A 12,420-nucleotide genomic window follows, 5' to 3' on the forward strand; every position below is an offset into this window, starting at 1 on the left:
CAACGGACCCTTTTAGCGCGACGGTGTGTCGAGTTGCGGGATGAACCAGGCGCCCTGCTGCGGGACGCCGGGCGCGGCACGATCATGCGCGGGCAGCAGCCAGCCCCACAGCGTGCCCTTGGGACCCCAGGTGTAACCAGGCGGCGCCTTCTCGCTGTCGACCTGGACGTAGAGCCGTCCGGTGCGCAACGCGTCGCGCATCGTGCGGGTGACGGCAAGGTTGCCGCTGACGCTGCCTTCGCTCGTGCCCGCGACATCCAGCGGCACCAGCTTGGCGCCGGGCACGCCGATCGCCGGGCTGATCCACAGGCTCGCGGCGGTGACCGGTGACGGCACGCCGCGGAAGCTGCCCTTCACCACCAGCCAGCCGTTCTCGATGATCGCCGTCACCTCGCCACGTCCGGCGATGAACGCCTTGGTCTCGTCGTCGAGCGGCATGGGGCTCAGATCGGCCTGATAGCCGGCCGACATGGCCGGTGCGGCAAACGCCATCGCGGTGATCACGGCCAGCGATATCCTGCCCATCTGCATCCCTCCCTGCTTGGCCGGTGATCCCGGCTTGTCCTGCCGCCGCGGTTTTTCGGGTTCGGCAACCTCGATCAGCTTTGCGGCTTGACGGCGTCACAGATCGCATACAAGATTGTGGCTGTCCATACAAAGTCGGCGATAACCCGGACGCGAAAACGCGCCGAGCATAGGAGATCAGGGATGAAGGGCATGCTGAAACTTGGCGTAGCGATGGCGGTGCTCGGCACCACATTCGCAGCCTCCGCGCAGTTTTCCGGCCGCGAAGATACGATGCCGGTGACCCAGCCGCGCATGTCCGGCGATTACTGGGCACCCAAGCCGACCAAGGCAACCGCCTATGTCACGCCGAACCGGGTCCATTGGAAACTGTCCGACGTGTTGGCGGCGCATCGCGGTAAGACCGATTGGGTGCAGCCGATCATTCGCAATCAGGAGCAGGACGGGGACTATGTCTCGCTCGGCGCCGGCAAGAAGACCAAGCCGAAATTCTACGCCGACGACCGGGTCATGTTCATCGTCTGGGACGGCTCCGTCCGCGTCACGATCGACGGCACCGAACCGTTCACCGCGACCAAGGGCTTCATGGTCAGCGTGCCGTTCCGCCACGTCTACTCGGTCGAGAACATCGGCGATCGCCCGGCCTTGTGGTTCGAAGTACGCCAGGCGGGTTCCGCGCCGCTATATCCCGGCACCGAGACGCCCGACGCGCAGCCCGGCCGCACCTATATGAAGGTGACCGGCAATCCGGGTCCGGCAAAGGATCGCGACACCAACCCCGTGTGGGTCGATTTCATGAAGACGGTCGCGGTCGGCGACAAACCCTATAACGGCAAGTTCGTGTGGGACGATCACTTCACGTCCAACATTCTGCGCGGCAAGGCGGCCGACGCGGTGCCGCCCGACACCAACAAGGGCCACTTCCACACCGATTGGACCGAGTTCTGGTTCATCATGGAAGGCAGGATCGGCTACAAGATCGAGGGCTATCCCTATTTCGTGTCGGGGCCGGGCGACATCGTCACCGCCGCCAAGGGCCGCTGGCACCGCGCCGGCAACGATCCCAGCGCGCCGATGTCGACGCGTATTCCGATCAACCCGCGCCCGGTCATCCTCCACAACTTCGAACCGGCGCACTGAGCGCCCGACAGGCCGGATCGACATGCGATTGAACCGACGCGCGCTGCTCGCACTGCCGCCGCTCACCTGGCTGGCGGCGCGTACCCCGGCGTTCGCCCAGATCAGCCCGCGCAAGCGGGCCTCGGGCGACACCGACTGGCTGCATTACGCCAACGACCTCGGCAGTACGCGCTACGCGCCGCTCGATCAGGTCACGGCCGAGAACTTCAACGCTCTGGAGGTCGCCTGGACGTTCCGGACCGACAAGCTCGGCGCGCGTGTCGACTACCAGCTCGAAGCCACTCCGCTGGTGGTGAACGGCGTCATCTACTCGACCGCGGGATCGCGGCGCGACGTCGTCGCGCTCGATGCCGAAACCGGCGAACTGCTCTGGGTCCACCGCGAGGACGAGGGCGAGCGCGCGCGCAAGGCACCGCGCCAGCTTTCGGGACGCGGCGTCGCCTATTGGACCGACGGCACGGAGGAACGCCTTCTCTACGTCACGATCGGCTACCGGCTGATCGCGCTCGACGTGAAGACGGGGCAGCGCATCCCCGGCTTCGGCGTCGACGGCGCGGTGGACCTCAAGACCAACTTCGACCAGGAGATCGATCCCCTCGACAGCGACGTCGGGCTCAATTCGACGCCGTTGGTGGCGAAGAACACTGTGATCGTCGGCGCTGCGCATACCGCCGGCAACGTGCCGCGAACCTATGACAATGTGCGCGGCTATGTCCGCGGCTACGATCCGGTCACCGGGAAGCGGAAATGGATCTTCCACACCATCCCGAAGAAGGGCGAGTTCGGCTACGACACTTGGCTCGACGGCACCGACAAGATCGGCAATGCCGGCATGTGGTGCCAGATCTCTGCGGACCCGGCGCTCAACCTCGCCTATCTCGGCATCGAACTGCCGACCGGCGATGTCGGCGGCCAATATCGACGCGGCAACGGCCTGTTCGGTGAGAGCATCGTCGCGGTCGACCTCGATACCGGCGAGCGCAAATGGCACTATCAGCTCGTCCACCACGGGCTGTGGGACTATGACGTGCCGTGCGCCGCGATGCTGCTCGACGTGCGGATCAAGGGGAAGATGGTGAAGCTGCTCGCGCAGCCCACCAAGCAGAGCTTCCTCTATGTCCTCGACCGCGAGACCGGCAAGCCGGTGTGGCCGATCCCCGAGCGCAAGGTGCCGAAGGGCGACGTGCCGGGTGAATGGTATGCGCCGACCCAGCCGATCCCGACCAAGCCCGCCGCCTACGACGTGCAGGGCGTGACCGCGGACGACCTGATCGACTTCACCCCCGAACTCCATGCCAAGGCGCTGGAGGTGATGAAGAATTATCGCATCGGCCCGCTCTTCACGCCCGCGTCGGTGTTCGAGCCGGAGGGGACCTGGGGCACGCTGACCGCGCCGAACCTGACCGGCGGCACCAACTGGCCGGGCGGCGGCGCCGATCCCGAGACGGGCGTCGTCTACGTCTATTCCAAGACCGTCGCCGACGTCATGACCGAGTTGAAGAACAGCGACACCAAGCTGTCCGACTTCGCCTACATCAACGTCCGCGGCATGCCGACCGCGCCCAAGCGTGGCGATCACACCTATGGCATGCTGACCGTCGAGGGCTTGCCGCTGCTGAAGCCGCCCTACGGCCGGATCACCGCGATCGACCTGAAGACCGGCAACCATGTCTGGCAGGTGCCGCATGGCGAGACGCCCGACGCGATCCGCAACCATCCCAAGCTGAAGGGCATGAAGCTTCCCAAGACCGGGCGCGCCGGCAATGTCGGCCCGCTGGTCACCAAGACGCTGGTGATCTGCGGCGAGCCGGGAGTGTTCACGCTGCCCGACGGGCGTCGTGGTGCGATGCTGTGCGCCTATGACAAGGCGACCGGCGAGCAGAAGGGCGCGGTGTACTTGCCGGCGGGTCAAACCGGCGCACCGATGACCTATATGTTGAACGGACGGCAGCACATCGTGATCGCGGTCGGGGGTGGCAACTATCCCGCCGAGTTGATCGCGTTCCGTGTGCCGGCCGCCTGATCCGTCCGTCGAAAGGTATGTCGATGATCGCCCGTGTAGCCCCTCTCCTCCTCGTCGCCGCGACCGCCGTCGCGGTGCCGTCCATCGCCCTGTCGCAGGGCGCCACGGGCCGCACCGTGTGGAGCGGCGTTTATAGCAAGGCGCAGGCGGATCGCGGGGCCGCCGCTTATGCGCAGCGCTGCGCGTCCTGCCATGGCGACTCGCTGGCGGGCGGCGATCAGGCGCCACCGCTGGCCGGCGGCACGTTCCTCGCCAACTGGAACGGGCAGGACGCCGGCGCCCTGTTCACCCGCATCAAGACGACGATGCCGCTGGACAATCCCAATTCGCTCGGCGCCGCGACCGTCGCTTCGATCGAGGCGATGATCCTGGCCCGCAACGGCTTCCCGGCCGGCCAGGCCGATCTGCCGGCCGACCCGGCGGCGCAGGCCGGCATCGCAGTCACCGACACAAAACCGGCGGGTTAGCCGTGGCTTACGACCAGCCGCAAAGACGGCTTGCGATGCAAGAAGCATGTTGTATGCAAGTTGAGAATTTTGAATGCATGCTGCAGGGGCGAGCCGTAGGCTGGGGAGTGGGACGATGACGAGCAACCAGCCATTGGCGGGCATCCGCGTCCTCGACGTGTCGCAGGTCATGGCCGGGCCGTTCTGCTGCATGCTGCTGGGCGACATGGGCGCCGACGTGATCAAGGTCGAACCGCCGCAGGTCGGTGACAGTTCGCGGCGTTCGATGGGATTTCGGCTGAAGGGCGAGGACAGCCCCGGCTTCCTGGCGCTCAACCGCAACAAGCGCTCGATAGTGCTCGACCTGAAGGCGCCGGCCGATCGCGACACCTTCTACGCGCTGGTCAAGACCGCCGATGTCGTGGTCGAGAATGGCCGTCCGGGCGTCGCCGATCGCCTCGGCATCGGATACGAAACGCTCAGCGCGCTCAACCCGCGGCTGATCTACGCCAGCATCTCCGGCTTCGGCCCCGGCGGCCCGTGGGCGCTGCGCCCCGGCTACGACCTGATCGCCCAGGCGATGTCGGGGCTGATGAGCGCGGTGGGCATTCCCGATCAGGAGCCGGTCAAGAACACCACCCCGGTCGGCGATCTGGGCTCGGCGCTTTTCGCGGTCTACGGCATCCTGTCGGCGGTCATCGGTCGCGAGAAGACCGGCGAAGGCCAGCTCATCACCGCGTCGCTTTTCGAGGCGGCATTGGGCCTGTCGATCTGGGAGACTGCCGAGCTTTGGGGCACCGGCAAAAGCCCCAAGCCGCTCGGCAGTGCCAATCGCATGTCGGCGCCTTATCAGGCAGTCGAGGCATCGGACGGCTGGTTCGTGTTTGCCGCCGCCAACCAGAAGCTGTGGCTCGCATTGCTCGAGGTGATCGGTCGGCAGGATCTGGCGGACTCGCCTCGCTTTCACGACAACAGTAGCCGCGTCGCCAACGCGCGCGAACTGATCGACACGCTGCGCCCGAACTTCCGCACCCGCACTGCAGAGGAATGGGTGGAGACGTTGCTCGCCGCCGGCGTGCCTTCGGGTCCGATCCTCAACTACGAACAATCGCTCGCCAGCGAGCACACCAGGGCACGCGCCATGGTGCAGGACATCGCCCATCCGGTGGAAGGCAGCTTCAAGGCGCTCGGCTTCCCGGTCAAGCTGTCGGCCACGCCGCAGTCGGTGCGCTTCCCGCCGCCGCTGCTCGACGAACATGGCGCGGAGATCCGCCGCGAACTCGCTGACAAGGGGCTGATCGCCGAGCCGCAGGCGGCATGAGCGAAGGCGTTACCCGCTACGAGAAGTTCGGGCCGGTCGGGCGCATCATCTTCGATCGTCCTGCCGCCTATAACTCGCTGACCTGGGACATGTGGCGCGGCCTGGGCGAGGCGTGCGCCGCCTTGGCCGCCGACCGCGACATCCGCGTGGTGACGCTACGCGGTGCCGGCGGCAAGGCGTTCGTCGCCGGCACCGACATCGCCGGCTTCCAGTCCTTCACCGACGGGCAGCAGGGCGTCGCGTACGAAGCGGAGATGGACTCCTATGTCGGCGCGGTCGAGGCGCTGCCGCAACCGACCATCGCCATCGTCGACGGCTGGGCGGTCGGCGGCGGTCTCGCCCTCTCCTTCGCCAGCGATTTCCGCATCGCCGCCACCGGCGCGCGGTTCGGCTCGCCGCTGGCGCGCACGATCGGCAACTGCCTGTCCGCGCGCGGCTATGCCCGGCTCGTCCAGCACGCGGGCATCGCGGTCGCCAAGCGACTGCTGCTCGGCGCCGAGATCATCGGCGCGGACGAGATGAAGGCGCTCGGCCTGCTCAACGACCTGGTCGCGCCCGATCAGGTCGACGCCGCCGTGGACGCGCTCGTCGAACGGCTGCTGACCCACGCACCGCTGACGATGCAGGTCAGCAAGGAGGCGATCCGGCGCCTATCCGTGGCCAGCCAGCCCGACATCGACGACCTGATCGCCACCATCTACGGCAGCGCCGATTTCGCCGAGGGGGTCCGCAGCTTCCTGGCTAAGGAGAAGCCGGCATGGACCGGGCGATGAGCATAAGGGCATGACACCCGCCGGCATCGACGATTTCCGCGAGATGGCGCGCCGCCGCCTGCCGCGCTTCCTGTTCGAATATATCGATGGCGGTTCCTTCGCGGAAGAAACCTTGCGGGCCAACGTAGCCGATTTGCAGCGGCTGAAACTGCGCCAGCGCGTCATGCGCGACGTCGGCGACGTCCAGCTCGGCACCACCTTGTTCGGCCAGCCCGCCAGCTTCCCCGTCGCCCTCGCGCCGATCGGGCTCGCCGGCCTCTACGCCCGCCGCGGCGAGGTCCAGGCGGCACGCGCGGCCGAAGCGGCGGGCATTCCCTTCATCCTCTCCTCCTCCGCCTGCTGCGCGATCGAGGAGGTTGCGGCCGGCGTGACCAAGCCCGTCATCCTCCAGCTCTACATGATCAAGGACCGCGCCTTCATGGAGGACCTGCTGGCGCGCACCGCCGCGCTCGGGGTCGAGACGCTGATCCTGACCGTCGACCTCATCATCCATTCGCCGCGCCGCCGCGACGTGCGCACCGGCCTGACCGGCACCCAGGACCTGTCCGCAAGGCTGCGCCGCTCCTACGAGATCGTGCGCCATCCCGGCTGGGCGTGGGACGTCGGCGTGCGTGGTCGTCCGCACACGCTGGGCAATTTCGCCGCACGGATGCCCGACGGCGCCGGTCTGGCGCAGTTCACCGCCTGGGTCGGGCGCAACTTCGATCCGACCGTCACCTGGGCCGATCTGGACTGGCTGCGGAAGCACTGGCACGGACGTCTCGCGATCAAGGGCATCCTCGATCCCGACGACGCGCGTGACGCGGTGTCGGCGGGGGCTGAAACGATCATCGTGTCCAACCATGGCGGTCGCCAGCTCGACGGCGCACCCTCGTCGATCGTCGCGCTGCCCGCCATCGTAGAGGCGGTGGCCGGACGCGCCGACGTGCTGATGGACGGCGGTATCCGCTCGGGCGTCGACATCCTCCGCGCCCTCGCGCTGGGGGCGAAGGGCGTGTTGCTCGGCCGGGCCTGGGCCTTCGCGCTCGCTGCCCAGGGCGGCGCGGGCGTGACGACGATGTTGTCGCTGATGCGCCACGAGCTTGCGGTCGCCATGGCACTTGCCGGCCAGCGCGACGTCCGCGCGATTACGCGCGACACGCTGGTCGCCGATCCCGCCGCCGCCTAGCGTTCCGCCGGATAGTTGGTGGCAAGATACGTCACCAGTGGATCGAACCGGTCGTCCGGCACCTGCGCGCCGAAGCCGACCATCTTTTCGACGGTCGCCGCCCAGTCCGCGCGCGACTTGCGCTGGTTGGTGACCTGCGCCGCGACGTGGCAGGAGGTGCAGGCCTTGTCGGCGAACGCCTTCTCCGGTCCCGGCGCGAACGTCGCGGAATCGCCATGCGCTGCCGCGACCGCGACGACGCTGCCCTTGGGTTCGACCGGCACCGCCTGTGCGATGGCGGCGTTCTTCGCCGGCTGCTCGCCGCTGCGCGGTAGCGCGAACACCACCAGCCGGCTCGCCGTGCCGGGACTACCCAGATACGATCCACCGGCGGAGACGACCGCGACATATTGCCGCCCATCGCGTCCGCGATAGCTGATCGGCGTCGCATGTGCCGACGCGCCCAGGCGGAACGTCCATAGTTCGCGCCCGGTCGCGGAGTCGAAGGCGCGGAAGCGCGCGTCGTCCGACGCGCCGATGAACACCAGCCCGGTCGCGGTCACCAGCGGTCCGCCGACATTGGGCCGCCCGGTCTTCTGCAAGGCGGGCGGCAGGCTGTCGGTCACGCCGAGCGGCACTTGCCAGGCGATGCGCCCGTTCGACACGTCGATCGCAGTGAGATTGCCCCAGGGCGGGCGCTGGCACGGCATCTTGGTGCCGCCCATGCCGAACCATGATGGCTGCGGCCCGCTATTGTACCAATTGCCCTTGGCATCCTTTCCCATCTTCTCGACGGAAGGAAGCTCGCTGGTGTTGATGATGTACAGCCCTCGCCGGCCGTCGAAGGCACCGCCGCCCCAGTTCGGCCCGCCGCCGCTCCCGGGCAGGCGCACCATCGGCCGATCGGTCCTGAGCGGCTCCCACGCCGCAGCGAAGCCGATGCCCTGGCTCGCCACGCGTGCGCGGCAATGCGCGGTCAGTTCCGGGGTCACCGTCGCCAGATCGTCGGCGGTCAGCGCCTGGCGGATGATCGGCGGCGGCGCGGCGGGGATCGGCTGGGTCGGCCAGGCCTGCTCCCCGGCCAGGCTGCTCGCGGGCATCGGCGTCTCGCGCACCGGGAACAGCGGCTTGCCGGTCACCCGGTCGAGCACGAACAGATAGCCGCTCTTGTTCATCGCCGCGACCGCGGGGATCCTCCGTCCGCCGCGCCGCACCTCGAGCAGGGTAGGCTGCACCGGCAGGTCGAGGTCCCAGATATCGTGGTGCACCGTCTGGAAATGCCACAGATAGCGCCCGGTCCGCGTATCGAGCGCCACCAGCGAATTCGAGAACAGGTTCGCCCCCGCCCGGTCGATGCCGATCCGGTCGTAGGCGGGTGCGCCGAAGGGCACGAACACGATGCCGCGCTTCTCGTCGACCGACATGCTGCTCCACGCATTCACGCCCGATCGTTTGGCCCAGCTATCGCCCTGCCATGTGCCGTGAAAGCGCTCGCCCGGCCGCGGCACCGAGTGGAACGTCCAGAGCAGCTTGCCGGTGCGGGCGTCCCAGCCGCGTACGTCGCCAGCCGGGCCCTCCACCGGCGATTCCTGTAGTCGCGCGCCGGTGATGACGACGTCGCCGGCGATCGCCGGCGCGCTATTGATCTGGTAGGTATAGCCGGCCGGAAACCCGCCGCCGTTGGTGCCGTTCATGATCTCGGCGGTGCGAAGCTGGATCGGGACGAAATCGGCCGGCGGCTTGCCCGTGGCGAGCTCAAGCGCGATCAGCTGCCCCGAACGCGTGCCGAAGAATAACCGCGCCGATGCGCCTTTCCCGCCCGGCCAATAACCTATGCTGCGACCCGCGATGCCGTCGTCGGCGGGCAATCCGAATGTCCAGCGGATCGCACCAGTCGTCCCGTCCAGCGCGACGATTCGGCCATAGGGGCTTGCCAGGTACAAGTTTCCGCCGATCGCCAGCGGCGTCGAGTTGCTCACCAGCAGGCGCTTGCTGCTGCTGTTGGCGGGCTTCAGCTCGAACGTCCACACCGGGATCAACCGCGCCACGTTGCCGGGATCGATCTGGGTCAGCCCGGAATAGCGGGTGCCCGCCTCGTCCCCACCGAACCCCGTCCAGTCGCCGACCGAAGCGACCGTGGCGGTCGCCGCACCCGCCATCGTCAGTGCCAGGATCGCGGTCTTCCATCCCACCTGCGACACGCATACTCTCCTCATCGCGGCCCACTTTGCATCGACCATTACGATGTTGCATACATTAGCTTATGGTTGCATGCATAGTGTCGTTGCGGTCGATGGTGCTGACGAAAGATCGGCGAAGACGACCCATGCAGCGGCATGACGGACCAGGTCCGCTGCTCGGCAGAAGGAGGGTGACGATGACGGCGCGATTGAAGCGGCTCGGATGGGTATTGCTGGCAGGAGCAGCGATTGGATGCGCCGGCAGCGCGCAGGCAGCGCCGGTGGTGTATCACGGCTTTACCCTGATCGACGGCAGCGGCACCGCGCCGAAGGTCGATCAGGCGATGATCGTCGACGATGCGGTGATCAAATGGGTCGGCCCCACCAAGCAGGCACCGCGCACCCCCGGTGCCACGCGCGTCGACCTGCGCCGCAAGTTCCTGATGCCGGGGATCGTCGATCTCCATGTCCATATCGGCACCGTCCGCGATCTGGTTCAGAAAGAGGAATATTTCACGCCCGACAGCGTGCGCAAGGACCTGCGCACCTATGCCGCGTTCGGTGTGACCACCGTCCAGTCGATGGGCACCGACAAGGACAGCATCATCGCGATCCGCGATGCCGGCCGCAGCGGCCCGCAGACCATGGCGCGCCTGCTGACCGCGGGTCAGGGACTGGTCTTCAAGGGCGGCTATGGCGGCGTTCCCGGCATCAACCACCCGGTCGCCACCCCCGAAGAGGCGACCGCGGAGGTCGATGCGCAGGCGAAGAAGGGCGTCGACTACATCAAGTTGTGGATGGACGACGAACTCGGCGCGATGCCCAAGATGCCCTATTCGATCAGCAAGGCGATCATCGATGCGGGACATCGCAACGGCAAGCGCGTCCTCGCCCATGTCTTCTACCTTGCCGACGCCAAGCAACTCGTGGCGCAGGGCATCGACGGCTTCATGCATAGCGTCCGCGACCAGCCGGTCGATGCCGAGCTGATCGGCGCCATGAAGGCGCGCGGCGTCTGGCAGGGCGCCGCCACCCTCAGCCGCGAGGCCGCGGTCTATGCCTTCGGGGCGGACAATCCGCGCACTCGCGACCCATTCTTCCGTCAGGCCGCCGATCCTGCGACCATCGCCGGACTGGAGAGCCCGACGCGTGAGAAGACCATCGCCTCCAGCCGCATCTTCCCCGCCCTGCCCCGCATCGACGAACAGGCACGCGACAACATCATGCTGCTCGCGCGCGGCGGCGTGAAATACGGGTTCGGCACCGACGCGGGTCCGCCGGGTCGCCTCCCGGGCTATTCGGAGCATTGGGAGCTGGAACAACTGGTGAAGGCGGGCTTCACGCCCGCCGAGGCGATCCACACCGCCACCGCCCGATCGGCGGAATGGCTGAACACCAACGATCGCGGCCTGATCGCGCCGGGCCGGCTCGCCGACTTCGTCGTGCTCAACGCCGATCCCACCCGCGACATCCTCAACAGCCGCAAGATCGCCGCGGTCTATATCGGCGGCAGCAAGGTTCCGTCGGTCAAATGAGCGACATGGCGGTGGCCGCGAGCGGCGCGGCGGGAGCACGGCCGACGCGGGTGCGGCACGTGGTGCTCTGGCTGACCGTCCTCGCCTATATGATCACCTATATGGACCGGGTGGTGATCTCGGTGACCGGCCCGCTGATCCAGGCCGAATACGGGCTGTCGAACCGCACCTGGGGCTGGGTGCTGGGCATCTTCCAGATCGGCTATGCGATGTTCCAGATCCCCGGCGGGTGGCTGGGCGATCGGTACGGACCGCGCCGGGTGCTGACCGCGATCGTGATCTGGTGGTCGACCTTCACCGCGCTGACGACCGCGACATGGAGCGCGTCGTCGCTCATCGTGTGCCGGTTCCTGTTCGGCTGCGGCGAGGCCGGCGCCTTCCCCAACGCCACGCGCTCGCTCAGTCGCTGGATGCTGCCGTCGGAACGCGGTTTCGCGCAGGGGCTGACCCATGCCGGCGCCCGGCTCGGTGCGGCGCTTACCCCGGTGTTGGTGGTGTGGCTGATGCTCCGCTTCGGCTGGCGTGCGCCGTTCCTGATCTTCGCGGTGTTGGGGCTGATCTGGGGCGCCGTCTGGTTTTGGTATTATCGCGACAGCCCGCAGCAGCACGCCTCGACCAACGACGCCGAGCGGCGGCTGATCGCCGATGCGCTGGCGCCCCAGGGCAGCGCTGGCGGCGCTGGCGGGGCGGTCACCGCCAAGGTGCCGTGGCGCTTCATCCTCGCGCAGCCGCAGCTCTGGCTGATCTCGGCGATGTATTTCTGCTACGCCTATTCGATCAACATCTTCCTGACCTGGTTCCCCAAATATCTGAACGAGGTCCGCGATTTCGATCTCGCGCAGATGGGCCTATTCGCCAGCCTGCCGCTGATGGCGGGTGTGGTTGGCGACATCACCGGCGGCTGGGTATCGGACCGGCTGCTCCATCGTTGGGGCCATGTCACGCTCGCGCGCCGCGTGGTCGCGGTGGTCGGCTTCGCGCTGGCGGCGGTGGCGATCCCGGCCGGCGTGCTCAGCGCATCGCCGCTCCTCAGCGTCGCGTGGTTCGCGCTGGCGGTGTTCGGGCTGGAGCTGACCGTGGGCGTGTCCTGGGCGCTGACGCTCGACGTCGGCGGCATCTTCGCGGGATCGGTGTCGGCGGTGATGAACACCTTCGGCAATATCGGCGGCGCGCTCGCGGCGGTCATTACCGGCTACATTCTCCACTGGAGCGGCTGGAACGCGGCGATGTACGTGCTCGCGGCGTTGTCCGCGATCGGGGGACTGCTGTTCCTGCGGATCGACGCATCGCGACCGATCTACCAGCCGGACGCCGAGCGCCCCGCGTAAGA

General features: G+C 67.6%; 10 protein-coding genes. 8 read left to right on the forward strand and 2 right to left on the reverse strand.

The window, feature by feature from the left end:
* Positions 1-12: 12 nt before the first annotated feature.
* Positions 13-525 carry a hypothetical protein gene (locus tag ACFE77_RS00085; RefSeq protein ID WP_375419575.1) on the reverse strand — a complete coding sequence of 171 codons (513 nt, stop codon included), beginning with the start codon at positions 523-525 and terminating at the stop codon, positions 13-15.
* Between the two features lie 192 nt (positions 526-717).
* Here ACFE77_RS00085 and ACFE77_RS00090 point away from each other — a divergent pair, with 192 nt between their 5' ends.
* The 6 genes from ACFE77_RS00090 (at position 718) to ACFE77_RS00115 (ending at position 7,396) form a co-directional block, all read left to right on the forward strand.
* Positions 718-1,665: a cupin domain-containing protein gene (locus ACFE77_RS00090; RefSeq protein ID WP_375419576.1), complete on the forward strand. Its 948-nt coding sequence runs from the start codon at positions 718-720 to the stop codon at positions 1,663-1,665.
* Between the two features lie 22 nt (positions 1,666-1,687).
* The gene (locus tag ACFE77_RS00095; protein ID WP_375419577.1) at positions 1,688-3,688 is read left to right on the forward strand and encodes a PQQ-binding-like beta-propeller repeat protein; all 2,001 of its coding nucleotides are present in this window, start codon (positions 1,688-1,690) and stop codon (positions 3,686-3,688) included.
* A 23-nt stretch (positions 3,689-3,711) separates the two neighbouring features.
* Positions 3,712-4,155: a c-type cytochrome gene (locus tag ACFE77_RS00100; RefSeq protein ID WP_375419578.1), complete on the forward strand. Its 444-nt coding sequence runs from the start codon at positions 3,712-3,714 to the stop codon at positions 4,153-4,155.
* Between the two features lie 115 nt (positions 4,156-4,270).
* Positions 4,271-5,455 (forward strand): CaiB/BaiF CoA transferase family protein, encoded by a 1,185-nt coding sequence (locus tag ACFE77_RS00105; protein WP_375419579.1) that lies wholly within the window; start codon positions 4,271-4,273, stop codon positions 5,453-5,455.
* Positions 5,452-6,228 (forward strand): enoyl-CoA hydratase, encoded by a 777-nt coding sequence (locus ACFE77_RS00110; protein ID WP_375419580.1) that lies wholly within the window; start codon positions 5,452-5,454, stop codon positions 6,226-6,228. Before ACFE77_RS00105 ends, ACFE77_RS00110 begins: the two co-directional genes overlap by 4 nt.
* A 10-nt stretch (positions 6,229-6,238) precedes the next feature.
* Positions 6,239-7,396 (forward strand): L-lactate dehydrogenase, encoded by a 1,158-nt coding sequence (locus tag ACFE77_RS00115; RefSeq protein ID WP_375419581.1) that lies wholly within the window; start codon positions 6,239-6,241, stop codon positions 7,394-7,396.
* On the opposite strand, the gene ACFE77_RS00120 is transcribed toward ACFE77_RS00115, so the two are convergent.
* On the reverse strand, positions 7,393-9,576 hold the full coding sequence (locus ACFE77_RS00120; RefSeq protein ID WP_375419582.1) for a PQQ-binding-like beta-propeller repeat protein: 2,184 nt from the start codon (positions 9,574-9,576) through the stop codon (positions 7,393-7,395). The genes ACFE77_RS00115 and ACFE77_RS00120 overlap by 4 nt on opposite strands.
* Before the next feature lie 176 nt (positions 9,577-9,752).
* Here ACFE77_RS00120 and ACFE77_RS00125 point away from each other — a divergent pair, with 176 nt between their 5' ends.
* The gene (locus ACFE77_RS00125; protein ID WP_375419583.1) at positions 9,753-11,090 is read left to right on the forward strand and encodes an amidohydrolase family protein; all 1,338 of its coding nucleotides are present in this window, start codon (positions 9,753-9,755) and stop codon (positions 11,088-11,090) included.
* A gap of 5 nt (positions 11,091-11,095) precedes the next feature.
* Positions 11,096-12,418, forward strand: a complete 1,323-nt coding sequence (locus tag ACFE77_RS00130) for an MFS transporter (RefSeq protein WP_375419584.1) — start codon at positions 11,096-11,098, stop codon at positions 12,416-12,418.
* Positions 12,419-12,420 lie beyond the last annotated feature (2 nt).

It is taken from the genome of uncultured Sphingomonas sp. (assembly GCF_964243315.1).
Taxonomy (GTDB): domain Bacteria; phylum Pseudomonadota; class Alphaproteobacteria; order Sphingomonadales; family Sphingomonadaceae; genus Sphingomonas.

Coding starts and splice junctions, on each gene's coding strand:
- ACFE77_RS00085 (WP_375419575.1), bottom strand. CDS start 525: ATGGGCAGGATATCGCTGGCCGTGATCACCGCGATGGCGTTTGCCGCA.
- ACFE77_RS00090 (WP_375419576.1), top strand. CDS start 718: ATGCTGAAACTTGGCGTAGCGATGGCGGTGCTCGGCACCACATTCGCA.
- ACFE77_RS00095 (WP_375419577.1), top strand. CDS start 1,688: ATGCGATTGAACCGACGCGCGCTGCTCGCACTGCCGCCGCTCACCTGG.
- ACFE77_RS00100 (WP_375419578.1), top strand. CDS start 3,712: ATGATCGCCCGTGTAGCCCCTCTCCTCCTCGTCGCCGCGACCGCCGTC.
- ACFE77_RS00105 (WP_375419579.1), top strand. CDS start 4,271: ATGACGAGCAACCAGCCATTGGCGGGCATCCGCGTCCTCGACGTGTCG.
- ACFE77_RS00110 (WP_375419580.1), top strand. CDS start 5,452: ATGAGCGAAGGCGTTACCCGCTACGAGAAGTTCGGGCCGGTCGGGCGC.
- ACFE77_RS00115 (WP_375419581.1), top strand. CDS start 6,239: ATGACACCCGCCGGCATCGACGATTTCCGCGAGATGGCGCGCCGCCGC.
- ACFE77_RS00125 (WP_375419583.1), top strand. CDS start 9,753: ATGACGGCGCGATTGAAGCGGCTCGGATGGGTATTGCTGGCAGGAGCA.
- ACFE77_RS00130 (WP_375419584.1), top strand. CDS start 11,096: ATGGCGGTGGCCGCGAGCGGCGCGGCGGGAGCACGGCCGACGCGGGTG.